At 37.2% G+C, this 25,283-nt stretch carries 25 protein-coding genes; 10 read left to right on the top strand and 15 right to left on the bottom strand.

The window, feature by feature from the left end; all coding sequences use genetic code 11:
- Nucleotides 1-311: 311 nt before the first annotated feature.
- The gene (locus tag PCNPT3_RS03020) at nt 312-704 is read left to right on the top strand and encodes a hypothetical protein (protein WP_015464395.1); all 393 of its coding nucleotides are present in this window, start codon (nt 312-314) and stop codon (nt 702-704) included.
- Here PCNPT3_RS03020 and PCNPT3_RS03015 read toward each other — a convergent pair.
- Nucleotides 682-1,041 (bottom strand): HMA2 domain-containing protein, encoded by a 360-nt coding sequence (locus tag PCNPT3_RS03015; RefSeq protein WP_015464394.1) that lies wholly within the window; start codon nt 1,039-1,041, stop codon nt 682-684. The two genes, PCNPT3_RS03020 and PCNPT3_RS03015, sit on opposite strands and share 23 nt — an antisense overlap.
- Nucleotides 1,042-1,279: 238 nt before the next feature.
- On the opposite strand from PCNPT3_RS03015, the gene PCNPT3_RS03010 reads away from it, so the two are divergent.
- From PCNPT3_RS03010 to PCNPT3_RS02990, 5 genes are read left to right on the top strand one after another with little or no spacing between them, the layout of a single operon-like run.
- The gene (locus PCNPT3_RS03010; RefSeq protein WP_015464393.1) at nt 1,280-1,609 is read left to right on the top strand and encodes an HMA2 domain-containing protein; all 330 of its coding nucleotides are present in this window, start codon (nt 1,280-1,282) and stop codon (nt 1,607-1,609) included.
- 11 nt (nt 1,610-1,620) lie between these two features.
- Nucleotides 1,621-2,334 (top strand): YtxH domain-containing protein, encoded by a 714-nt coding sequence (locus PCNPT3_RS13485; protein ID WP_015464392.1) that lies wholly within the window; start codon nt 1,621-1,623, stop codon nt 2,332-2,334.
- Nucleotides 2,324-2,587, top strand: a complete 264-nt coding sequence (locus PCNPT3_RS03000) for a hypothetical protein (RefSeq protein ID WP_015464391.1) — start codon at nt 2,324-2,326, stop codon at nt 2,585-2,587. The genes PCNPT3_RS13485 and PCNPT3_RS03000 overlap by 11 nt, the downstream gene beginning before the upstream one ends.
- Nucleotides 2,587-4,647, top strand: a complete 2,061-nt coding sequence (locus PCNPT3_RS02995) for a heavy metal translocating P-type ATPase (RefSeq protein WP_015464390.1) — start codon at nt 2,587-2,589, stop codon at nt 4,645-4,647. Before PCNPT3_RS03000 ends, PCNPT3_RS02995 begins: the two co-directional genes overlap by 1 nt.
- Before the next feature lie 15 nt (nt 4,648-4,662).
- Complete coding sequence (locus PCNPT3_RS02990; RefSeq protein ID WP_015464389.1) at nt 4,663-5,040, top strand: hypothetical protein; 378 nt, start codon at nt 4,663-4,665, stop codon at nt 5,038-5,040.
- Here PCNPT3_RS02990 and PCNPT3_RS02985 read toward each other — a convergent pair.
- The 7 genes from PCNPT3_RS02985 to ftsY all read right to left on the bottom strand — a co-directional run bounded on the left by PCNPT3_RS02985 (nt 5,006) and on the right by ftsY (nt 11,966).
- Nucleotides 5,006-5,830, bottom strand: a complete 825-nt coding sequence (locus tag PCNPT3_RS02985; RefSeq protein ID WP_015464388.1) for a prephenate dehydratase — start codon at nt 5,828-5,830, stop codon at nt 5,006-5,008. The two genes, PCNPT3_RS02990 and PCNPT3_RS02985, sit on opposite strands and share 35 nt — an antisense overlap.
- 57 nt (nt 5,831-5,887) lie before the next feature.
- The gene (gene rpoH / locus PCNPT3_RS02980; RefSeq protein ID WP_015464387.1) at nt 5,888-6,736 is read right to left on the bottom strand and encodes an RNA polymerase sigma factor RpoH; all 849 of its coding nucleotides are present in this window, start codon (nt 6,734-6,736) and stop codon (nt 5,888-5,890) included.
- 155 nt (nt 6,737-6,891) lie between these two features.
- Nucleotides 6,892-7,896, bottom strand: coding sequence for an ornithine cyclodeaminase (locus tag PCNPT3_RS02975; protein WP_015464386.1), 1,005 nt, complete (start codon nt 7,894-7,896; stop codon nt 6,892-6,894).
- Between the two features lie 420 nt (nt 7,897-8,316).
- Nucleotides 8,317-8,625, bottom strand: coding sequence for a hypothetical protein (locus PCNPT3_RS02970; protein WP_015464385.1), 309 nt, complete (start codon nt 8,623-8,625; stop codon nt 8,317-8,319).
- A 158-nt stretch (nt 8,626-8,783) separates the two neighbouring features.
- Nucleotides 8,784-9,773 (bottom strand): permease-like cell division protein FtsX, encoded by a 990-nt coding sequence (gene ftsX, locus PCNPT3_RS02965; RefSeq protein WP_015464384.1) that lies wholly within the window; start codon nt 9,771-9,773, stop codon nt 8,784-8,786.
- Nucleotides 9,766-10,446 carry a cell division ATP-binding protein FtsE gene (gene ftsE, locus PCNPT3_RS02960; protein ID WP_015464383.1) on the bottom strand — a complete coding sequence of 227 codons (681 nt, stop codon included), beginning with the start codon at nt 10,444-10,446 and terminating at the stop codon, nt 9,766-9,768. The genes ftsX and ftsE overlap by 8 nt, the downstream gene beginning before the upstream one ends.
- A complete protein-coding gene (gene ftsY / locus PCNPT3_RS02955; protein ID WP_015464382.1) occupies nt 10,443-11,966 on the bottom strand; it encodes a signal recognition particle-docking protein FtsY in 1,524 nt (507 codons plus the stop codon). Before ftsY ends, ftsE begins: the two co-directional genes overlap by 4 nt.
- Nucleotides 11,967-12,058: 92 nt before the next feature.
- Here ftsY and rsmD point away from each other — a divergent pair, with 92 nt between their 5' ends.
- On the top strand, nt 12,059-12,661 hold the full coding sequence (rsmD, locus tag PCNPT3_RS02950; protein WP_015464381.1) for a 16S rRNA (guanine(966)-N(2))-methyltransferase RsmD: 603 nt from the start codon (nt 12,059-12,061) through the stop codon (nt 12,659-12,661).
- A gap of 63 nt (nt 12,662-12,724) precedes the next feature.
- Here the strand turns inward: rsmD and PCNPT3_RS02945 are convergent, their stop codons facing one another.
- A complete protein-coding gene (locus tag PCNPT3_RS02945) occupies nt 12,725-13,513 on the bottom strand; it encodes an AraC family transcriptional regulator (protein WP_015464380.1) in 789 nt (262 codons plus the stop codon).
- A gap of 397 nt (nt 13,514-13,910) precedes the next feature.
- On the opposite strand from PCNPT3_RS02945, the gene PCNPT3_RS02940 reads away from it, so the two are divergent.
- Nucleotides 13,911-14,801, top strand: a complete 891-nt coding sequence (locus PCNPT3_RS02940) for a DMT family transporter (protein WP_015464379.1) — start codon at nt 13,911-13,913, stop codon at nt 14,799-14,801.
- 224 nt (nt 14,802-15,025) lie between these two features.
- On the opposite strand, the gene PCNPT3_RS02935 is transcribed toward PCNPT3_RS02940, so the two are convergent.
- From PCNPT3_RS02935 to PCNPT3_RS02910, 6 genes are read right to left on the bottom strand one after another with little or no spacing between them, the layout of a single operon-like run.
- A complete protein-coding gene (locus PCNPT3_RS02935) occupies nt 15,026-15,424 on the bottom strand; it encodes a SufE family protein (protein ID WP_015464378.1) in 399 nt (132 codons plus the stop codon).
- Between the two features lies 1 nt (nt 15,425).
- Complete coding sequence (locus PCNPT3_RS02930) at nt 15,426-16,658, bottom strand: SufS family cysteine desulfurase (RefSeq protein WP_015464377.1); 1,233 nt, start codon at nt 16,656-16,658, stop codon at nt 15,426-15,428.
- On the bottom strand, nt 16,655-17,887 hold the full coding sequence (gene sufD / locus PCNPT3_RS02925) for a Fe-S cluster assembly protein SufD (protein ID WP_015464376.1): 1,233 nt from the start codon (nt 17,885-17,887) through the stop codon (nt 16,655-16,657). Before sufD ends, PCNPT3_RS02930 begins: the two co-directional genes overlap by 4 nt.
- On the bottom strand, nt 17,877-18,623 hold the full coding sequence (gene sufC, locus PCNPT3_RS02920) for a Fe-S cluster assembly ATPase SufC (protein WP_015464375.1): 747 nt from the start codon (nt 18,621-18,623) through the stop codon (nt 17,877-17,879). The genes sufD and sufC overlap by 11 nt, the downstream gene beginning before the upstream one ends.
- A 21-nt stretch (nt 18,624-18,644) precedes the next feature.
- The gene (sufB, locus tag PCNPT3_RS02915; RefSeq protein WP_015464374.1) at nt 18,645-20,105 is read right to left on the bottom strand and encodes a Fe-S cluster assembly protein SufB; all 1,461 of its coding nucleotides are present in this window, start codon (nt 20,103-20,105) and stop codon (nt 18,645-18,647) included.
- Nucleotides 20,106-20,126: 21 nt separating this feature from the next.
- Complete coding sequence (locus tag PCNPT3_RS02910) at nt 20,127-20,495, bottom strand: iron-sulfur cluster assembly accessory protein (RefSeq protein WP_015464373.1); 369 nt, start codon at nt 20,493-20,495, stop codon at nt 20,127-20,129.
- A gap of 831 nt (nt 20,496-21,326) precedes the next feature.
- On the opposite strand from PCNPT3_RS02910, the gene PCNPT3_RS02905 reads away from it, so the two are divergent.
- Nucleotides 21,327-23,285 carry an LTA synthase family protein gene (locus PCNPT3_RS02905; RefSeq protein ID WP_015464372.1) on the top strand — a complete coding sequence of 653 codons (1,959 nt, stop codon included), beginning with the start codon at nt 21,327-21,329 and terminating at the stop codon, nt 23,283-23,285.
- A 699-nt stretch (nt 23,286-23,984) separates the two neighbouring features.
- Nucleotides 23,985-25,223: a RidA family protein gene (locus tag PCNPT3_RS02900; protein WP_015464371.1), complete on the top strand. Its 1,239-nt coding sequence runs from the start codon at nt 23,985-23,987 to the stop codon at nt 25,221-25,223.
- The last annotated feature ends 60 nt before the right edge of the window (nt 25,224-25,283 follow it).

Here is a 25,283-nt window from a genome sequence, read left to right as displayed (position 1 = left end):
TTGTCACACTAAATCGGCATCTCACATAAAACTTTTATGCATAAAAAAGCCTATAAAAGATGAATTCTTTTATGCTCAATTTTTTTATACCTTAACCTTTCTATAAAAACACGTTAATAACATACACTTAATTTTCATTTTAATTTTTAATTAATGTAGTAAATATATTCCCTCTAAAAAAAACATATAGTAGCGTTATCCCTCGTTTTAAATAAGTAAAAATCACCACTTTAATATGCTAGAGTTAATGGTAATAGTTATTACTTAAAGGTGTTGTTATCAGTTCTGCATTAAAAAAACTTAGCAAAAAGATGAAGAAAACAGAGATATTTGTCTCTGATCTGAACTTAAATAGCTTACGTAATAAAGATAAGACGACTTTACAGTCTGAACTGTTACATATCGTAAAACAAGGTGGTAGCGAGTTTATAGCTGAAATAAAAATCCCCTTACTGCCTATTATTTCTTGGTTTAATGATACGAATAACACACTGGATAGCAATACGTTTCAGGAGAAAAAACAAAAGACGAAAAACAAAAATAAGGATCCAAAAAAGACAAAAAAAGAAAATGAAAAAAGATTAAATATCGTCACTTTTAGCAGTAAAGCGTTTAAAAACCCTCCCTGTAAAAAATGCCCTGCCCTTAATAAAGGTCTGTGTAAATGCGCCCTAAAATATTTTAAATCGCAGCAATTGCAGTAACGACACCTACACCCAATGCTTTTTTAGCAGCAAACATCAACACGCCTTTAAGCACTGACTTTGTTCCCTTGCGCATCGCATTTTCAAAAAAACAATTTTTTTGACTTTCCATCAACCAATGGTGGCTCGTTAACGTTTCGAGTAATGTCTCTAACGTTATTTTATTCTCACTAAAGGTGATTGCGACCGATCCTGCATACTTTTTATGTTTAACATTTAAAATACCGTCTACTTTAGTCAGTTCGCTAATAAGAGAGGCAACTTTATCTCGGTTTTCAAAAATATAATCTGAACGAATACGCACGCGATTATTTGTTTTATGAATATAAACTTGCATAGAGCTTCCATTATCAACGTTAATAAAATGTAAATAGTACCTAAGCACAAACACATTAGCAATGGAAATAATTATCATTTGCATTTCAAGAAGATATAAAATTATCACACTCTATTTTTTTAGTTTTGTGAGTAATATCACTCAAATATGAATTATTTTATAACCAAAATCCCTCGACTGTCTTTTTATTGTCTAGAGTATTCTCATCTATATAGCAATAAGGTGATCGCCCCCCCTCATGACAAGTCCTTTTATTAATGATTTATTTAAACTTAAGCAATGGCTTTCGATTAAACACCATATTCCCGGTAGGATCCGCCTTAAATTTTGTTTTTCTATCTTAACAAAAGCAATGTATTTTAATAAATTCAAAGATGATATACAAAAATCACCTTTAATAAAAAACTACCAATTAAATTTAGCGACAGGTAGTTTGCTCGTTGAATATGATGAAACGATCATCCCTTCTTATCTTCTTGACCAATTATTAATGGACGATGAAATAAAATCCCAAAAAGCCTTTCAAACATTAACGACTATTCTGAGTCAATACCACGACTTAACATAACGGAGAAAAAAATGAGTGATAATAAGCACCAATATCCTTATGGCAGCTACCCTTGGCCTCAACATCCAGGTTTTACGGAGCAGCCAACACAAGAGCAAGCACAGGCTTATGCGTCAATGCCACCTCCCGGCTATTATCCTTATCCAGGTTGCCCTCCTTACCCAGCGCCAAATCCATACTATATGCATCCAGGCCATGCTTATCCACCACCTCCGCACATGCATCATGGACAACCTCATTATGAACAACCTGAAAATGATGCGCTTTTCCAACAAGCACAAGGCATGGTCGAAGGATTGATGGGAGATCAAGCCGGAATGCTGAAAGATATTCTATCTAAAATGGGAATAGACGATAAAGAATTCTGGAAAGGCGCCATGATAGGTGCAGCAGCTGCCCTGATCTTAGGTAATGAGAACGTACGTAATAATATGATGGAAATGTTCAGTGGTGCCACTGATATATTAAAAAATAGCACTGATAAAATAAAAGAAAATGCAGCTAAAGCAAGCTCATCTATAAAAGATAACGCCTGTAAAATGAGCGCTTCCGTTAAAGACACAGCCAATACCAGCAATGAAATATTTAAAGATACTTTTAATGCGGGAAAACAAGGCTATCAAGAGTCTGTACAACGCCATCAGCAAAGCAAACAAGACGCTACTCAGCCAACTGCAGATGAGCATGATCTAATGAATGAAGAGGAAAATAAAGATGAAAAATAATCCATATTATACTAATCCCTATGCACACCATGGTCACGCTCATGGCTCCCATAAAAACAATTTTCTTATTGGTCTTGCAGCGGGCGCTGCCATTGCGACATTGCTCAGTAATAAAAAAGTACAAAGTACGCTGAGCAAAACAGGGACTAAAGCATGGTCAGCTGTACGTGGTGAGATGGAAGAACTTAAAGAGCGCCTTGAAGATACTCAAGCTGAGCTCGATTATTATCGTAATTTAAACAAAGACGTGTAATGAATAAATTAATCGTTAAAAGTTATTACCCGGGGCGTATTCGCTTTAAATTAGCTATTTTAGCGCATTTTGAAAATGCAGCTGGATGGCTAAAACAAGGCTTACTCGCTATCCAAGGCGTTAAATCTGTGCGTATAAATCAAGCTGCAAAAAGCCTTGTTATTGAATATGATCCCCTGCTTCTTAACAATGACGTTTTAAAACATCGACTACAACAAATCGATTTAACACAAGCCTCCGATATTGAATTAGATCATGAATATACGAAAGGTGAAATAACACTTAACTTGCTTGGCTCATTAAGCACCCTCTTTTTACCAGGCAGAATAGGAGCGTTAACAACACTACCTTTAATTGCTGATACCATTTTTAATGGCGCGAAAATACTAGCTGATAAAAAAATAAAAGTAGAGGTGCTCGATGCTATCGCGCTCTCTCTTTCTGTGTATCGAGGCGATTATAAAACGGCCATGTTAACGCAGTCACTGCTCACTTTAGGTGAGTATATGGAGCAACAAACCAGTAGAAAAAGCGATCAGTTACTTGCGGAGCTAATGCAACCCAAAATTAGTGACGTTTGGATAGAGCGCGATAAACAAAAAATACTAATCAAATCAGATAAAATAAAACAACAAGAAATATTGGTACTCGGCCCTGGAGATGCGATCCCTGTTGATGGACATATATTATCCGGAGAGGCGTTAATTAATCAAGCCTCTTTAACGGGCGAAAGTGTACCTGTTGCGCGCGAGTCCGGCGCTTATGTTTATGCGGGCACTCTAGTCCAAGAGGGCAATATAAAAGTCATTGCTGAAAAAGTGGGCTGTGAAGCTACGACGGCGCGTATTGCACAGTTTATTGCCAGCTCACTATCACAAAAAAGTGAGATACAAGAAGTTACCCAAGAGATGGCGGACAGACGTGTGAATATCACACTCGCCGTTGGAGGCGCGGTTTTTGCTCTCACTCAAGATATTAACCGAGTGGCTTCTGTGTTTTTAGTGGATTACTCTTGCGCCCTAAAATTAAGTACTCCTGTTGCCTTTAAGTCCATGATTTATCGGGCGGCCAAACAAGGAATATTACTCAAAGGGGGCCGCGCTATTGAGCAAGCAGTCAAAATTGATACCTGTGTTTTTGATAAAACAGGCACACTTACCTACGGTGATATGGAAGTCAGTGATGTCATTTGCCTCGATACTAAAAATAATGCAAAACAATTATTAGCAATAGCGGCCTCCGTAGAAGAGCATTGCCATCACCCGCTATCACAAGCGATTGTCAATGCAGCCAAACACCACAAATTACCCCATATTGAGCATGGTGAAGTTGAATATGTGATCGCACACGGTTTAAAAAGTCATCTTAATGACAAAGAGCTTATTTTAGGCAGTCGACATTTTTTAGAGTCGCATGAAGGTATTGATTTTAAAAATCATGAAGAGACCATTGAGATACTTGAGCAACAAGGTTTACATCTTCTTTTTGTTTCTCATCATCAACAACTGATAGGCTTGATAGCCCTCAAAGATCATTTACGTAAAGAGGCCTATGAAGTCCTGCAAGGCCTTAAAAAACGGGGCATTAAAAAGCTGGTTTTATTAACGGGTGATAAGCAAGCCCCCGCCGATAAACTGGCGAAGAAATTAGGGATAGATGTTGTTTTTGCACAGGCAACACCCGAAGACAAAGCCAATATTGTAAAGCAGTTACAACGACAAGGCGATAAAGTGCTGTATATCGGTGATGGCGTCAATGACGCCCCCGCATTAACCATGGCCGATATCGGTTTAGCCATGAATAAAAGCACTGAGCTTGCACAACAAACTGCCGATGTTGTGCTCTTACAAGATGATTTATACGGCATTGAAAAGATGCTCGATATCAGCCATGAAGCGATGCGCCTTATTAACAGTAACATTCGCTTAGCAGAAGTCGTTAATACTGGAATTATGGGGGCAGCAGCTTTAGGCTGGCTTAATCCAGCCGCCAGTGCACTGCTACATAACGGCACAACATTAGCCGTTATTTTGCGCTCATTAGCGGCTAAAGATGCATGATCTAAAGGAATAAAAATGCCATATTATCAAAAAAAACCACTTAATACGGGTATGCCTCGTCATGTCATGGGTCACTTTGTCAGTGGTGCCATCGGCTCCGCGGTCGGTAGTGCGAGCATTAACTATGCGCGTTATAAAGATAAGCAAATAGATAAAAACACACTTTATCGTGATAGTAGCAAAGCTTTTTTACAAGGCGGGATATCTACTGCTTGCGCGATTGCAAGTGCAAATAAAATCGGTGAAGGTAATTATTTAGGCGCATTACTTTGTGTTGCATTAGGCACATTAAGTGTTTGTGCCATTGAAAACAAATATAATCCTCAAAAACAAGATGCGCCGAAAACGCTAAAAAGTATCACGCTTTTGGATAAGAGCCAAGTACCCGAATAACGTGATCATTCTTAATATTTAAAATGGCAAGCTTAATGTTTTCATCTTGCTGATGCCCATCAATATCAATAAAGAAATGGTACTGCCCAAACTGCGATTTAGTCGGCCGAGACATGATTGAGGTAAGATTCACTTTTTGGGCAGCAAACGCATTAATAATATTACCTAATACCCCCGGACAATCATTGTCATTTTTAACCACTAAGGTCGTTTTATAATTCACGGCAGGTTGATAAATACAGGGCTCAGTACTTACGACTAAAAATCGAGTTTGATTATTTTCATAATTAGTAATGTTTTCGACCACCGAGGACATTAAACATTCTGATTTTAATGCATGCTTAGGCACAACAGCCCCCGCGCCTTTACCTTTTTTTTGCGCTTCCACCAGTGAGCTTATATTACTTTGTGTATAGTGCACACGTATATTATTTTGCTGCTCAATAAACTCAGAGCATTGCCCATAAGCCACAAACTGCACAAAAACATCGGTTAATGGACCGTCACTTTCAGAGTAACGCACAAAAGAAAACTGAATAGGTAGTAAATATTCAGCAATAATATTTAAAGATGTCTCGAGTAAATGATCTAAAACGACTTGCACATAGCCTTCTGATAAATTTTCTATCGGTAAAACGCCAAACTCACAATGCACTCCAATCGCTCTAAAAGTGTCTGAGAGCGATTTGAAGTATTTTATTTCGTGATTTAAATTTTGCGTTTTAATAAATTGCTGAGTAGCAATGTCAGAAAATGTATTAGGCGGACCTAGCGTTGCGATTTTCGCCATAGAATTAACTACCTGAAGTAAGATCAAAAAAGGTAAGCGTTGCTTACCTTTGAAGTGTTAAAATTGCATATTGGACTGTAATTTTTTAATGGCATTGGCTTCAAGTTGCCTGACTCGCTCAGCAGAAATACTGTAACGCGCAGCTAAGTCATGCAACGTCGCTTTAGGCTCATTTAACCACCGGCTACTAATAATATCTTGGCTTCGCTCATCTAATGAGGATAGTGCCGAATGTAATTGACGCTTCATATTAGACTGAGAATTTTCAACTTCAACCAGTAATGCTACATCTGCATTTTTATCTTCTAAATATTGTACCGGTGCAAAACAATTTTCATCATCGTCATCACCTGTTAAATCAAACGAATAATCGTGCCCGTTTAAACGTGATTCCATTTCCAGCACATCTTTTGTGCTCACATTCAAATTGTTAGCAACATTTTCCACTTCATCTTTGCTAAACCAACCTAAACGTTTTTTAGCTTTACGTAAATTAAAAAACAATTTACGTTGTGCTTTGGTCGTCGCAATTTTAACAACGCGCCAATTGCGAATAACATATTCATGAATTTCAGCTTTGATCCAATGCACAGCAAAAGACACAAGACGTACACCAACAGTGGGGTCGAAACGTTTGACCGCTTTCATTAAACCCACATTACCTTCTTGGATAAGATCCGCGATAGCTAAACCATAACCTGCATAGCTTTTTGCAATATAAGCAACAAAACGTAAATGAGACATAACCAATTTTTTAGCTGCGTCTAAATCACCTTCATAAAATAAACGTTCTGCTAATGCTTTTTCTTCTGAGGCAGAAAGCATTGCAAATTTATTTACCGACTGAATATAAGCTTCGATGCTCCCTTGAGGAACCAAGCCCATTGAATCGATTTTTTTAATCATATCGCCCCTTAAACCATTATATTGCTAAAAAGTAACACGCTTACTCAATTGCTTATTATATACCCGTTCACCTTTAAGATGCAACAATGACGCCTTATAAAGGCATCTTCAATGATGCTCCACATATAGCATGGAGCATCACTTAGCTTTTTATTTTAAAGTAGTGAAAACAGATTTTTAACATCATCCATTTCTGGGATCAAATTCATTTCCGTACCCAAATTATGTTCTTTTGCTAAGCTATAAACAAGCCTTAAGACAGAATAATCTTCAAGTGCAAACCCAACTGAATCATAAAGAATTAGGCCATCTGTTGCGACATTTAAGTGCTTATTACCTTTAATAATTTCATGTAATTCAGTGCAACTAAAATCATCATCTAACTGCTGAATTTCACCTTCTACTTTTGATTGTGGTAAATATTCAACCACCACAGTCGCACGCTCTACTAGCGATTTTTCAAGCTCTGTTTTACCAATACAGTCTCCGCCTAAGCCATTTATCAAAACATCACTTTGGATCATGTCATCAGTTAATACAGTTTGTAATCTTTTATCAGCAGTACACGTCGTAATAATATCAGCACCTTTGATTGCCTCAATAACATCCCGACAAGGTGTCAGTTTCACATCAAATTTTTCCATGTTTGCTTGGAATTTTTTCATGGCTTGCGCGTCAATATCAAAAAAGCGCACTTCTTCAATATCAAAGATAAACGAATGAGCTAAATACTGAAATTCACTTTGCGCACCAGTACCAATCAAGGTAAACACTTTGCTATCTTTTTTAGCTATGTGTTTTGCAACCATTGCAGAGGTAGCGGCGGTGCGTAACGCCGTGAGTAACGTCATCTCAGAAAACATCAATGGCTCACCCGTTGCCGTCTTAGATAGTTGACCCGTTGCCATTACGGTCATTTTAGATTGCTCTGGATTTTTAGGGTGTCCATTCACATATTTAAAAGAGTACATGTCTGCACTACTGATCGGCATTAATTCAAGAACACCTTTTTCGACATGATTCACAATACGAGCGCATTTGTCAAAATCATCCCAATTTTTATAATCTTCTTCCAATGTTGCGATTAACTGCAAGAAAAAGTCTTTATATCCAATTTTTTGGATAAGCGTTTTTATATCATTAATTTCGAGTACAATCATGTGTACACCTCCACGTAAATAAAGCCATAAACAGACCTCACTCAGCCCTTTTAATTTTTAAAAGAGTAGCGAAATAAAATTGAAGAGAGATCGGTTTTTATTAAAACATCATATAAAATGACAAGTTAAATCTCGATGTACTAAATAGATGAAATCTTAGTAGGTATATATAACGAGAGCGAAAAACATTATCTGTGAGTTGATTTAAAAGAAAGATAAATAAATTAATAACGTGATTACAATAGCAATTATTGAATTTATCTGTCTAAAAACTACTACGTAATGAGTACGTTTTGGGGTAATTATAGACAATAAATTTAAAAGTATTTTAAAAAAAACAGGGCAGTTTAAAAAAATAATAAGCTTTCAACTGGTCCTATTTGTTTAACATTTAAACGATAATGAGTAACAAAAGGGAAGTTAACTATCTAGTAAAAAATTTAAATAAGTTCTTTCTTTTAAGCGGCGCTTAAGCAAACGTGACAGCCAATAAGCACCTAAAGATTGATCCTTGATCACACTTCTAAAGTGAAGGCTTTTGACTAAAATATCATTTTCATTCGAGACATCAAAAGTACTATAAGCTATCACAGTACCATCTAAACGAACAACAAGTAGTTCCTTACAATTGTTGAGCCGCGCATCTTGAAATAATCCACCTTCGTAAATCAAGGCCTGACATATCGGTGAACATATTGAGGTTAACTTTACATCAATAACTGTATTCATTTCAGCTCCTAAAAACGTCGTTTTCGTGACCGTCTTCACATCTTACAAGTAAAAATAAAGATATCAAGTAAGATCTCTTTATTTACATTGTATCGGCAGAAATAACACCGAAACATCACATTTGTATTTAAAATCACCACATTTAACGCAATAGACACTTATCTAGGACTTATTTTGTACAAATATTGTTTAACAGAAACATAAGACGTCAGCAAACCTAATGTTGTTGATACCCCTAATAATAATAATGTTTCGTTAATATTCAAAAATGCTATCTCAAATTGCACCTGATATAAGCGCATTAAATTAAGCACGCCTTGTTCTAGGGCAAACACGAGGACAGAGGTCAGTAACCATGCTATCACGCCCCCTAAAAACCCATACCACGCACCCGCATACAAAAAAGGTCGACGGATAAAATTATTGGTTGCCCCAACCAATTGTAGGACTTCAATTTCAGTGCGTTGATTTAATATATTTAACCGAATGGTATTACTCATTATCAGTAATATCGAAATTAAGAGTAATAATGCAACCGTGACAACAATATCGACCAATAATGCGACTATCGCTTGAACTTTTTCAATCCAATCAAGATCAAGGCGCACTAAATTCACTTCTTGTTCATTTTTTAACTTTTCAACCAGTAACTTACTGCTCACTATATCCATCGATTCATTGTTAGGAATAACCACCAGCACAGCAGGTAAAGGATTCTCATCTAAATAACTCAATGCTTTTGAAAATCCAGACATCTCTTTAAACTCTTCGAGTGCCTGATATGACGATATATAAGTAATTGAAGCAATGTCGTCATACATGCCTAATTTATTGATCAATACTTGTATACGCTTCTCGGAAATATCTTTTTCTAAAAATAAACTAATTTCTGAAGCGCGATCCCATTGCGCTGTCACACGTTCAATATTTTTATAAAAAACATGAAAAACACTGGGAAAAGAAAGTGCAATCCCTAAAACCAAAACGGTCATAAAGGTTGCTAAAGGTGTTTTCCATAATGCGAGAAAACTACTGATAATTTGATCATAGTGTTGATGAGTCCAAGCTGAAAAACGTCTTAACAAAGACACTTTATTTATTCGAGGCGAGGTGACTAAACGCTTATTCTTTTTAACATGATCAACCATTATGAGCCCTCATTAGACCATCATTGATCATTTCACCCTTTTTGAGCGTTAAAGTCCGATAACGCATCTTTGCTATTAATCCTAAATCATGTGTCGCTATCAATACTGACATGCCATATTCATTAAGTGATTCAAATAAATTTAACATCTCCAATGATAAGGTCGGATCAAGATTTCCCGTTGGCTCATCCGCTAATAATAACGGGGGCTGGTTTATAATAGCGCGCGCAACACCAACACGCTGTTGCTCGCCACCAGAAAGATGAATGGGAGCGAAATTTTCTTTGCCTAATAAGCCGACTTTTTCAAGCGCATCTAAACTACGACGCTTTATCTCACTGCGACTATAACCTTCAATCAAAAGAGGCAAACCGACATTATCTAATACACTATGATTCATTAACAAACGGTGATCTTGAAAGATCATACCAATATGTCTGCGTAAATAAGGGATGTTGTTACCACTTATTTTACTTAAATCATTACCATTTAATACAATACGTCCCTTTGTTGGGCGCTCCATTAAACTGATAAGTTTTAATAATGTACTTTTACCCGATCCAGAATGGCCCGTTAAAAAAGCCATCTCACCTTGTTTAAGATGAAAATTAACTTTTTTTAATGCGCAATTATCTGCCGAAAAATATTTACTCACCTCTTCAAATAAAATCATTTTAAGGGGTCATCCTTTGCTGAATTTTCTTCTTTACTAAACAGTGCATCTATAAATTCCTGCGCATTAAATTCTCTTAAATCATCAATACCTTCACCCGTACCAATATAACGAATAGGTAACTTAAATTTATCTGCTAGCGAAAAGATGATCCCACCTTTTGCTGTGCCATCTAATTTGGTTAACGTTATCCCCGTTAGTCCCACCGCTTTATTAAATAAATTCACTTGGCTAATGGCATTTTGCCCCGTGCCCGCATCAATGGTTAGCATGATCTCATGTGGCGCACTGGCGTCTTTTTTGCGCATAATACGCACCACTTTAGAAAGCTCATCCATTAAGTGATCTTTATTTTGTAAACGCCCCGCCGTATCCGCAATTAAAACATCGACGCCACGTGCGCGTGCCGCATCCATAGCATCAAATAAAACAGAAGCACTATCCGCGCCAGTTTGCTGCGCTATCACAGGGATATTATTACGATCCCCCCAAACTTGTAGTTGCTCAACAGCAGCCGCCCTAAAGGTATCGCCAGCAGCGAGCATGACAGAAAGGCCCTGTTGCTGATATTTTTTCGCTAATTTACCAATAGTAGTAGTTTTACCAACACCATTAACGCCAACCATTAAAATGACATAAGGCGATTTTGATTTATCAATGACCAATGGCTTTTCTACTGTCGCCAATATTTCACTTAAATCTTCTTTTAATAAACTGTATAAAGCTTCTGCATCTTTAAGTTGTTTGCGATTTGCATGTTGGGTTAAATTTTCAATTATTTTTAACGTTGTTTCAACGCCCATATCCGCAATGATCAGCTGCTCTTCTAGCTCTTCAAAAAGATCCTCATCGATTTGTTTTCCTTTAAAAATAGAAAATAAACCACTGCCTATCGTCAATCGACTTTTTGTTAGACTTTGTCTAAAACGTGCAAAGAAACCTAATTTATCGTCTTTATCTTCACTTTTTTCTGCTTTTAGGCGAGCGGCTTCAAGGAGCGACGCTTCTATACGTTCAGCTTCAATGCGCTCAGCTTCTAGGAGCGAGGCTTCTATGCGTTCAGCTTCTATGCGTTCAGCTTCTATGCGTTCAGCTTCAATACGTTCAGCTTCAATACGTTCAGCTTCAATACGTTCAGCTTCAATACGTTCAGCTTCAATACGTGCAGCTTCAATACGTGCAGCTTCAATACGTGCAGCTTCAATACGTGCAGCTTCAATACGTGCAGCTTCAATACGTGCAGCTTCAATACGTGCAGCTTCAATACGTGCAGCTTCAATACGTGCAGCTTCAATACGTGCAGCTTCAACACGTGCAGCTTCAACACGTGCAGCTTCAATACGTGCATCATCAATAGGATCATCAAATAAGATGATTTCAACATTTTCATCTGTATTTTGAAGTGCTTCTTCTTTGAGTGCTTCAAGTAATTTTGCTTTCTCGTCTAAAGCGGTTGTTTGCGTAGACGTTTGTTTTGATTTTTTCCCAAACCAGGAAAATAGACCTTTATTTTTTGACATTAATTAAAACCTTACTCACAACCTATTTGACCTGCTAAAATAGCAGCTATTATTTTGTTATATTACCATTATCTGCGCGGACTAAAAATTATATGGGTAAAAATCATCAAGTTAAATCTCACGATCGTAGCATTAAATCAAAAAAAGGCGGATTTATTCGTCTTATTTCAGGAAAATGGCGAGGTAAAAAACTTGCAGTGCTTAATATTGAAGGTTTACGCCCAACAACAGATCGTACTAAAGAAACCCTTTTTAACTGGTTAATGCACGATATACACAATGCAAACTGCCTTGATTGCTTCAGTGGCAGCGGTAGTTTAGCCTTTGAAGCACTGTCTAGATCAGCGCAAAGTGTGACTTTACTTGAACGTGATAAACTCGTTTGCCAGCAATTAAAACAAAATTTACAAAACTTAAAAGTAGAAAATGCACTCGTTATTGAAACAGACAGTATTAGTTATTTACAACAAATAGCAAAAAAATCCTTTAATATTATTTTTATTGATCCCCCTTTTAATCAATCATTATTACAACCTTGCTGTGATGCTCTAGAAAAAAATAATTATTTGGCCGAAGGTGCCTTGATCTATGTCGAAATGGAAAAGAGGATCTCCCATTTTAGTGCACCCGAGACTTGGACACTATTAAAAGAAAAAGGCACGGGACAAGTTATATATCAACTCTATAAAAGATAACTGAATCGGCTCTACTCACCTTTAAAGTGATAAGTTGCAATAGACACACTCTACACCAAGTATTTACAGTTCACGTTGCTGTTTATACTTTTCGGGTGTTTCGCCTGCAAACTTTTTAAACATACAAATAAAAGGGCTGGCTTGATTATAACCCAGTGATAAAGCAACGCTTTTTACCGTTTCACCTTTTTGCAATAACTCTAAAGAGTATAAATAACGCATACGTAAACGCCATTGTGTGTAACTCATTGCAAGTTCACTCTGAAATATTCTAGCCAGTGTTCGCTCCGTAGTATGTAATTTTCCAGCCCAATCCAAAAGCGAGAGTATCGATGTTGGATCCTTTTCTATATAAGTAAGAATGGGAGCTAAATATCGATGTCCACTGGTCGGTAAAAAGTGTTGTTCAACTCCACTTTCCAAAAACTGATCTAACAAAACCTGCACTAAGCGTTTATCTTGCTCTGTTTGCGCTATGGATAATTTACGTTTTCGAAAGACGTCAATAATGGCACTCACCACGCCATTGACTTTCATCATGCTAGTTTGCTTGGGAAAGAGTTCAGATAATTTATTGGAAACATTAAAAGAGCAATAATTGAGTTGTTTTCGATTATAACTGCAATGTTCGACGCCCGCAGGTATCCACACCGCTAGATGGGGAGGAAGTAAAAATCGATTTTTATCTACATGTACTTCAAGCGTCCCACCTTGGGTAAAATTCAATTGCCCCCAATCATGTGCATGTAGACGCGTTTCAGTATTTGAGGAGAACACGTCAAAGTTCATAAAAACATCAACAGGCGCTTTGTCTAATGCTAAATGCGGATAAACATTTTTTGTTTTCTTCAAAACGCACTCCTTTTTAATCTTCCACGCGTATATTCGCATTTTTAACGCATGGCATAGCAATGTAAAAAAGTATTTAATTAAAAAAATAACTAGAACTTTCATTTAACTTTCAATTAATTACGATAACACTCAGTCATTAATCTTGACAAAAAAATTATAAAATTTGCTTTTTTAATGATCCTGTTTTCTTTTTGAATAAATTGTCTACTTCTCGCGTGAAATGTCTTTTTACCAATATCTGTAACTATAAAGACGAGCTATGATAGCGCCATATTCATATTAACGTACAAGAAAATTTAAGGATGTAAGGGGATTATTTTCTATTAAGATCATTGCCCCATAAAAACATGCTTAAAAGTCTATTAAAACATAAAAAACACTACTTATTGGAAAGAAAATGAACTACCTACTCCCTTTTTTTACGGTTGTTATCTGGGGTGGAAACGCCATTATTAATAAAATGGCAGCATCCGTCATCGAGCCCAGTGCAATGAGCTTTTATCGTTGGTTTCTCGCTTTTTTACTACTCACCCCTTTTTGCTTATATGCCAGCATACGCCAATGGCCAAATATTAAGCCTAATTTAGCTAAAATTGCATTTCTGGCTTTACTTGGGATGGTGTTAAACCAATCGCTTGGTTATTATGCAGGGCTCAGTACTAGCGCATCAAATATGTCGATGATCATTTCTCTCGTACCTTTGATCACTATCTTTTTAAGTGTGCCTTTACTCTCTAAAAAACTATCGGTGATGACGGTGATCGCCGCCTTAATTTCTATTCTAGGTTTAGCTTATATGTTGGGAAAAGGTGATCTTCTTTATTTTTTAAACAACCCACTCAATCAAGGTGACGCCTTAATGTTAATGGCGACTGTCGTCTACGCAGCGTATTGCGTCTTACTAAAACGCTGGAAAATGCCACTTTCAAATTGGGTTTTTATTTACGTTCAAGTTGTTTTTGCCGTTATCTTTTTAACACCGCTATGGCTGAGCAGTACGCATCTTATCGCCCCTGTCAGCGCGATCCCTTTAATCGCTTACGCTTCGATATTAGCGTCTATTATTGCCCCCTGGTTATGGGTTAAATCCATTCAATTGATTGGTGCAGATAATAGCGCTATGTTTATGAATTTATTACCCGTTGTCACGATTTCTCTTGCGGTTACCCTGCTTTCTGAAAATTTATATCATTATCATATTGTGGGGGGAATACTCGTTATTACAGGGGTGATATTCGCGCAAATTCGTTGGCCTAAATTTAATCGATTACGTTTTAAAAATACATAGGCAGGACTTATACCCATCGGCTTAAAGATGAAAAGCCAGTAAGCCAGATAAAACTTAGCTTCTCGGTATAAACATCAACGTAGTTATTTTACATTGATGTTTATACCCAGACTTCAACGATTTAGATAAGTTCGATTACTCGCCTTTTGTGAGCCAACTTCATATTGCATCGCCCCCCTGATACACAGACCATCTCCTCCTTATAGCTAAGCTCTAATCTATTTTTATAGACTATCTAATTGCTTATAAATCTTTTTTAACATTGCCTGCATCCCTTGATCGCGCGTCGGTGTTATTTGCGCTTTAAGATCAAAGGGCAAAAGCGCTTGGGCGATATCAAAGTTTCTAATTTCCCGTAGCGTCATACCTTGTAATAAAAGAAGGAGCATAGCAGCCAGCCCTCTCACAATGGCAGCATCACTATTGACGCTCAATATCACTTTTTCATCCGCAAGAGAAATTTTAACCCAAACCCGACTTTGACAACCTATTACCGCATATTTATCAATTTGATCAGACGCAGGCAAAATGGCATATTTTTCGCCTAATTCAATAATATAAAGATATTTCTCTTCCCAGTCATAGCAACGATTAAAGTTTTTTAATAATTTCTGTCGATTCATTTTATTTCCCTAGTAAGCGCACAATACGTATTAAGCCCTTTACCAAAGCGTCTATTTCTGATTTTTCAGTGTAAAGTGCAATAGACATTCGACACATCGAGGTTTGCTGATAGTGCTTTAATAAAGGCATAGCACAGTGATGCCCGGTACGAATAGCAATACCATAACGATCTAAAAAAGTACCAACATCGAACGCATGAATACCTTCAAGGTTAAAAGCGATGACGCCAGAGCGCAGATGTAATGGCATATCACCATAAATTTTAAGCGAGGCAATAGATCGTAGCGAAGCATCAGCATAAGCCATGAGTTTATTTTCGTGTTGCGCAATACAATCAAGCCCAATGTCATCAATATAATCAATGGCACTTCCCAATCCAATGATCGCACTGGTATTTGGCGTTCCGGCTTCAAACCGATACGGCGCCTCAACAAATTGGCTTCCCTTAATGAGATCAACAACAGATATCATGGCGCCCCCCCCCTCCATCGGAGGCATACTTTGTAATAATGAATATTTACCATAAAGCACACCGCATCCCGTTGGACCGTAAAGTTTATGCCCCGAAAACACATAAAAATCACAATCTAATGCCTGTACATCTATTTTGTGATGCATCACGCCCTGCGCGCCATCGACTAACGTCAGTGTATTATTGGCGCGACACCGTTTAATTATTTCACCAATCGGATTTAATGTCCCGATAACATTAGACACGTGAGTAACTGCCAATAGCCGTGTTTTAGAGGTTAATAAACAGCCTAATGTTGATAAATCTAACCCGCCCTGTGTATCGATGGGCCAAACGACTATTTTTAAATTTAAACGTTGCGCTAATATTTGCCACGGCACGATATTTGAGTGATGCTCCATTTCCGTAATAATAATTTCATCACCTGCGCGCCAATGCTCACCACCAAAGCTCGAGGCAACCAGATTAATCGCCTGCGTAGCGCCACGTACAAAAACGATTTCTTCACGTGTTTTGGCATTAATAAAGCCTCGTACTTTATCGCGCACCGCCTCCATCATAATGGTCGCATTACTACTTAACTGGTGAATACCTCGGTGCACGGCTGCATTTTCAAAACGATAAAAATCATCGATACGCTTTAATACCGACAAGGGTTTTTGCGCTGTAGCAGCGCTATCTAAATAAACTAATTTTTGATCATTAATAGACTGTTGTAGCAGTGGAAACTGGCTGCGAATATGCTCAATGGGATAGCTCATATTTTTACCTCACTTAAGTTTTTATCGATATGTGCAACAACAAAATCTTTAAGATCTGAAACCTTAATAAGATCGGTTAATGCCATCGCGAACGCTAACGTCAGTATTTTTTTTGCTCTCTTTTGAGATATGCCTCGACTTTGCATATAAAAAATTTGCTCTTTATTAAGCGTTCCCGTGGTACAACCATGACTACATTTGACATCATCGGCATAAATTTCAAGCTGAGGTTTACTATTAATTTGGCAAGTATCACTTAATAATAAATTATGATCTTGCATTTGAGCATCCGTTTTAATCGCATCTTTTGCCACTTTTATCATGCCATTAAATACGCCTACAGCTTGATCTTGAACGATGAACTTATGTATTTGCAGGCTTTGACAATAAGTGGCTTGATGTTCAAGATAGGTACGAGAATCGTAAGTTTGCTTGCCTTTAGGTAAGGATAAACTGTGCATGCTTAAATGGCTATTCTCACCCTTTAGCCGGCTACTTGTGTGGTGGCGAATAAGATCACCTGACAATAAAAAACAGAGACTTCTCACCTTTGTATCCCGCCCAAGATGAAAATCATTATGGGAAAAATGATAACTATTTTCTTGAACGCACACTTTATAATGATCTAACGAGGCATTATCTGCGATGTTAAACACACATCTAGCCCCATTAAACTGGGCGGTTTCAAAGCTATCTAAATTAACAAATTGTTCAATCACCACCCCTTGTGCGCCTGACTCAATAGAGAGTTGATGGTAGCTGTGCGTCATTTTCCCCTGCGCATTATTAATGTGTAATAACAGAAGTGGCTTCGTCTCTATCTTATTTTTAGGCAAGCGGATCTGCTGTGCATTCACACTGAAACTTTCATTGATTAACTGAAATATTTCACTATTAATTGCCTCCTCAAACTGCCCGTTGATATCTGTAATAGAATACGAGCCAAGTTCTTGGCTACTTAATAATGGCTGATAGTAACCATTCACAAACACCACCAAATAACAGTCAAGCGTCAGTGCCAGTGCGTGTACTTTATCAATAGAGATACTCTTTTTCGTACTAAGACAAAAATCAAGCTGATAAAATTTGTCTAGTTTCGTGTAACGCCAATGCTCATCTTTAGCATTTGCAAACCCAGTCGACAAGGCTTGCTTCCAAATGTCTTTCTGGCTCATTTTATGCAACTGCGCATTTAATTTTTTAAGGACGACCGCCGCGTTATTGCTCATCAGCAACCCAGCCATATCCTTTCTCTTCTAATTCGGCAACCATCGAAAAACCACCCGATTTAACGATTTTCCCATTCGCTAATACATGCACATAGTCTGGCCGAATATAATCTAAAATACGCTGATAATGAGTAACAATAATAAAGGCCCGCGTATTATCTCGTAAACTATTCACCCCATGCGAGACTTCTTTAAGCGCATCGATGTCTAGACCTGAATCTGTTTCATCTAAAATACACAAAGAGGGCTCTAACACTGCCATTTGTAATATATCATTACGTTTTTTTTCTCCTCCTGAAAAAGCCACATTTACAGATCGCTGTAATAGATCTTTAGGCATATTAAGTAGTTGTATTTTTTCATCAATTAAGTCGACAATATCAAAACGATCTAAGGCATCTAATCCATTATATTTACGCACAGCATTAATAGACGCTTGCAAAAAAAATTGATTAGAGACGCCAGGTATTTCAACGGGGTATTGAAAGGCTAAAAATATACCTTCACCCGCACGCTCATTTGGCTCTAAATCCAGTAAATTTCTACCTTTAAAAAGTATACTTCCCGATTCAATTCGGTAAGAGTCTCGACCCGCTAAAACACTCGCCAGGGTACTTTTACCTGAGCCATTAGGCCCCATGATGGCGTGCACTTCGCCCGCTTTAATGTTGAGGTTTATCCCATTTAAAATCATATTTCCATCAACACTTACATATAAGTCTTTAATTTCTAACATTTTAACACCTCACTCCATTTACTAGCCCACGCTATGTTCAAGGCTAATGGCTAATAATTTTTTAGCTTCAACAGCAAACTCAAGGGGTAATTTAGAAAACACATCTTTACAAAAACCATTAACAATCATTGAAATAGCATCTTCTTCGGTAATACCACGCTGCGCGCAATAAAATAATTGATCTTCCCCTATTTTGCTGGTCGTTGCTTCATGCTCTATTTGCGAACTACTATTTCCAACTTCTATATAGGGAAATGTATGCGCGGCACAGTGCGTCCCTATTAACATCGAATCACATTGCGTAAAATTGCGTGCATTAACGGCGCTGGGTAAAATTTTAACCAAACCTCGATAAACATTTTCACTTTCACCGGCACTGATCCCTTTGGCAATAATGGTTGAGCGGGTGTTTTTACCTATATGGATCATTTTCGTACCGGTATCTGCCATCTGTTTGCCAGATGTTAAGGCGATGGAATAAAATTCAGCGATCGAGTTATCCCCTTTTAATATAATACTTGGGTATTTCCAGGTAATAGCCGATCCCGTTTCAGATTGGGTCCACGACATCTTGGATCCAGAGCCCTCGCAAATTGCGCGCTTGGTGACAAAATTAAGGATGCCACCTTGGCTATCTTTTCCTGCAAACCAATTTTGCACGGTAGAGTATTTAACTTGTGCATCTTTAAGGATGATGACTTCAACGACGGCCGCATGTAATTGATAAGTATCATGAGAAGGGGCTGAGCAACCTTCTATATAGCTGACATAACTGCCTTCATCAGCGATTAAAATCGTACGCTCAAATTGCCCTGTTTGTGCTGAATTGATACGAAAATAGGTGGAGAGTTCCATCGGACAATGTACGCCTTTAGGGATGTACACAAAGGTGCCATCAGATGCAACCGCCGCATTTAGTGCCGCAAAAAAATTATCACTAGGAGGTACCACACTACCAAGATATTGTTGTACTAGCTGGGGATGTTGATGAATGGCTTCATTAAAGGAGCAAAAAATAATACCTTTTTTCGCCAATTTATCACTAAAGGTTGTTTTTACCGAAACGCTATCAAAAATAGCATCAACCGCAATATTATCGCGCTCAGACATTGGCACGCCAAGTTGCTCAAAGGCATCTTCAACTTCTTTATTTAAAAATTCCGACGCGCTATCATCACAACAACCACCTGCATTACCATTAGGTGCTGAATAATAACTATATTGCTGATAATCTAAAGGTTTATACTCACCTTTTAGCCAATGAGGCTCTTCCATGCTCAGCCAAATTTCAAATGCTTTAAGCCGAAAATCGAGCATCCATTGAGGCTCATTACGTTTAGCTGAAATAGCGCGCACAACTTGCTCATTAAGGCCTTTTTGCAAGCTATCAGAGTCGACCTTGGTAAAGAAACCCGGTTTATAGCTTTCATCATCAACCCAATCTTGGATATCTTTCTGTATGCTAATGTTACTTTCAGTCATTTTTATTTCTCAATAACATATCTAAACATTAAAGCTTTCACCACAACCACACGTTTGTGATGCTTTTGGATTACTATAAGTAAACATGCTATTGAGCCCAATGGTGACATAATCAACCGTGGTACCATCAACATATTTTATCATGTCTGTACTGACAAAAAGTTTTCCGCCCTTTTTTTCAAACACTAAATCATCGATCAGCTTTTCTTTTACCAGACTTAGATCATAAGCAAATCCGGCACAACCGGACTTTCTGACACCGAGGCGCAGTCCCAATAATAGTGGATCTTGTGCTATTAAAGATAAAATATATTTGGCAGCATTAGGGGTTATCGATACCCCTAAGTATTGCTCGTCATTCGGCTTAAAAAAATTAACGTCTGTGGACATAATCAAAGGCTCCATAAAATAATCTCAACCACCCAATAGTAATGATTATCATGCGCATATCAACCATTGTTTAATTGTGGGTTATTTTTTAAGCGAATATATTCAATTACCCCTCTAAAAAAACCACAAACCTTTGTTTTATAGTTGAGAAGTATTAATGCTTACACATATTTTCTCTGTACCTATTCATCAATAAATATCGCGATCATATGAAATTAATCCTTAACCAATAAATAGCAATAACAAACAGATCTGTGGCATTGATTTTTCAGTTACACCTATCACAAGGACTAAAATATAAGTAAGGATGAAAATAAAGTACATTTCTAAAGACAAGAGCATTGCTTTGGCGTGAAAACGCGCGGATAACTAGGCTTCAACATTGACGCTAGCTACTTTTATTCATCGATAATAAACTATCTAGATAAAAAATAATTCATGGGTCGATCCCCCATAAAAAATCTAATATCATGACGTTAAACTAAAAAAACACTGATAAGTATTAGAGATAAAAAATAAAATTCACTATAAATTATTTTCAAAAAGTACATAGCCTCAATCACGATATAACGAATTTACTGAAAACTTGAATTTAAGTACATTTACAACAAAAAAGTCACTGACACTTCAGTGTTAGCACAATTTCCCTATTGTATTATGCTAACTATACTCATAAAATAATGGCAACTCTCGATATAAAGGGACCGCCTTATTTATTGGATCGCAACATTAACTTAGAGACATAAACTAAAACATCAACCTTACATTCAATCGTCAAAGGAATAGATGACGATAATTACTTTAAATATAAATTAATGGAATAATTTAATAATGAACGAAATTTTAAAAAAAAAACTAGGTATTGCTTATCCTATATTAGCCGTCTTTTTATTGTATTTACTCATACTCACCTTTTCACGCTTAAGCTTAAGCATCTGGCATTTCGAACGCGTTAACGCCGTCGAGGGGTGGTTACCTATTTTTCTTAGCGGTTTGCGTATTGATATATCGAGTCTCTGTTATCTCCTTATATTACCGACACTTCTGACCTGCCTTTTTGCGAGTAATTCAAAAGTAGGTAAACTATGGCTAGTGTTTTTTCGGGTTTGGATTGTTCTTGGGTTGTGGTTCATCGTTTATATGGAAGTGGCGACCCCTGCCTTTATTTTAGAGTATGACGCACGCCCAAATAGACTCTTTATTGAATATTTAATTTATCCCAAAGAAGTCTTTTCAATGTTATGGGGAGGGTATAAATTAGAGCTCTTTATTGGCAGTATCGTTAGCCTCTTCACACTGTTTTTTGGATGGAAACTAAGTGCTTATTTAGTTACCAACCTTAGGTTTTCTCCTTGGTATTGGCGCCCCCTTCTCGCAATAACAATGTTGCTATTAGCTTTTATTGGTGCGCGATCATCTCTTGGGCATCGACCATTAAACCCAGCAGTCGTTGCTTTTTCTACCGATCCTTTAGTGAATGATTTAGTCTTAAATTCGGCATATTCAATGTTATTTGCGGTAAAACAAATGAGCTGTGAAGATAACGCCTTTAAGCATTACGGTAAAATGAAAGAGCAAGATATTATCGATAATATTCGCTCTACAATGGGCAAAAACAGCTTAGATTTCCCTTACCCTAAACTGCCAACCATGACAGCACATACTGCGTCTTATCAAGGGAAACCGAAAAACCTCGTAATTTTATTGCAAGAAAGTTTAGGGGCTCGTTATGTTGGTGCATTAGGAGGATTACCACTTACCCCAAATCTTGATACTTTAATACAAGAGGGTTGGAGTTTTACTCGTTTATACGCAACAGGCACACGCTCAGCACGTGGTATTGAAGCTATGGTAAGTGGTTTTTCTCCGACGCCGGCTCGCGCAGTTGTTAAGTTAGGTAAAAGCCAAAGTAACTTTTTTACGATTGCAGATTTACTAAAAAGCAAAGGTTACCATACGCAATTTGTATACGGCGGGGAAAGTCACTTTGACAATATGAAAAGCTTTTTCTTAGGCAATGGTTTCTCTGACATTCAAGATTTTGCTACTTTTGATGATCCAGAATTTGTAGGATCATGGGGGGCATCTGATGAAGATTTATACCAACAGGCACACACTCAATTTACACAATTAAATAAACAAGATAAACCCTTTTTCAGTTTAGTCTTTACCTCATCAAACCATAGCCCTTTTGATTATCCCGATGGAAAAATCACACCTTACAATAAGCCCGCACAGACCCGTGAAAATGCAGTTAAATACTCAGACTTTGCGCTTGGTAAATTTTTCAAACAAGCAAAATCATCTGATTATTGGGATAATACAATCTTTATTGTTGTAGCAGATCATGACTCCCGAGCTTATGGCGACCAATTAGTGCCTATCAATAATTTCCACATACCGGGCGTTATTATAGGTAAAGGTATTGCACCAAGAAAAGACGATCGCTTAACCAGTAATATTGATTTAGCACCTACTTTATTATCTTTAATTGGTATTGACAGTATTAATCCCATGATTGGCCATGATATGACGAAGGACATTCCTAATAAAAATTTACGCGCTATGATGCAGTTTTATAAGAGTTTCGCATGGATGGATAATAATAATGACGTTGTCATTTTACAATCCGAAAAAGACGCACTTGGTTTTAGCTATGATCCGATATCCAAAGATTTAACCTCTAAAAAAATGCCTAAATCTATCATTAAAAAGGCGAAAGCAAATGCGCTTTGGGGTAGCTTAGCCTACGATAAAGGTTATTATCGTTCGCTAAATACAACGCGATAATAATTGTTTTATTTTTATCCAAAGTTATACGTACATACGCCCTGAATAATGGGGCATGTGCGTATTAAACAACGATCACCTAAATAGCTAAAGCCCTTCGAAAGGGGTTAAACAACATATTATAAGCGTACTTAATAATCTTCAATCTATAATATAAAAATTTTAGATCGTTTTTTCCGTCTATTATCCATACTGATATTAAGCGACTTGCTTCTTAACCTGCATCCAAAAATCAAAGAACAACTCACAAACATTCTCATCCTAAATGCGTTCTGTTTTAGATAAAGAGCCTTTTTTATACGCATATAAAATCAAATAAGTATCTAAATTGATATAAGTCAAATTAGATCCCAAATAAAAACATGCTTGAGTTGGCAATTTACCACAAAAAAAACCTACCACTTTATACATAGATAAGCACTTAATTTGCATAATTTGTTATGTAAATTAAATGATGATATCCACCACCTAAAACAGTTAAAAATCAAATTCAATAGAATCAATAGTTTAAAAAAAACACTATCATTTAAATCCTTTGTAATAAAAAGGGTATTTCGCATAATAAAGCATTTAAAATCAATCAGATCGAATGTATTCAATGATTTTTTTGTGAGTAAGTTCAAAGATTGTTCGTTCCTAATACGTATACTCCAGCCACCACATGGAATTATAAATCATATAAAATAGGATACATATCGTATGACTAGCGACATCATAAAAGCATCAAGAAACACTGACAACGCACCAAAAAGTGCTCTATCTACACAGACAGTTGCATTCTCTCATTATAATAATATTTCAGCTCAATTACCGATTGATCCTAAAACAGGTAACATGGTCGCTGGCGGTGTTAAAGAGCAAACTGAACAGTGTTTAAAAAATATTAAAGCCATCGTAGAAAGTATCGATCATGTTATGGATGACGTGGTTAAAATGACTATCTTTGTTAAAGATATCTCAGATCTTGCAGCTATCAACGAAGTTTATAAAACATTCTTCCAAAGCTACCTTCCTACACGTACTACTGTTGCAGTAGCTGCGTTACCTATGCAAGGTGCATTACTACAAATTGAAGCGCTTATCTCAAATGGCGAAGGTACAACACCACAAGCGGCTTGTCCTCTTATCAAAAATGCAAGAAACACAGAAAATGCACCACAATGTGCTATCTCTACACAAACTGTTGCATTCTCTCATTACAATAACCTTTCAGCTCAATTACCTGTTGATCCTAAAACAGGTAAAATGGTAACGGGTGGTGTTAAAGAGCAAACAGAGCAATGCCTAAACAACATGAAAGCGATTTTAGAAAGCATTGATCATGTAATGAATGATGTTGTTAAAACAACTATCTTCCTTAAAAACATTGCTGACATTGACGTTGTAAACGAAGTTTTTGCAAAATTCTTCCCAAGCTACGTTCCTACACGCACAACAATTAGCGCGTCAGCATTACCAATGGATGCTTTGATTGCAATTGATACCGTTGTTGCACACGGAGACGGTACAGCACCACAACTTCCTGAAGATTCTCGCCTACTTATCATTGAAGCAAGCAATACTGAAAATGCACCAAAAATGGATTATTCACATACCGTTGCTTTTTCTCATTACAATAACGTTTCTGGTCAATTACCTGTTGATCCAAAAACAAATGCAATGGTAGCCGGTGGAATAAAAGAGCAAGTTACACAGTGTCTTAATAATATTAAAGCTATCATCGAAAGTGTTGATCACGTAATGGACGATATTGTTAAAGTAAATATCCAAGTTAAAAATATCGAAGATATGGATGCACTTAACGAAGTTTACACAACGTTCTTCAAAGGCGACCTTCCTGCGAGAACAGTAGTAGCAGTATCTGCTATCCCAATGAATGCATTAGTACAACTTGATGCAGTGGTTTCTAACTGTGAAGGTACGCCTCCACAAGCATAAACCATATTATATGTGTCAGTTTTAGAACTGACTTTAGTGAGGATCTTACTAATGTAAGAT

The sequence above is a fragment of the Psychromonas sp. CNPT3 genome (genome assembly GCF_000153405.2).
Taxonomy (GTDB): Bacteria; Pseudomonadota; Gammaproteobacteria; order Enterobacterales; family Psychromonadaceae; genus Psychromonas.
This window is presented reverse-complemented; position numbering and strand designations above follow the sequence as displayed.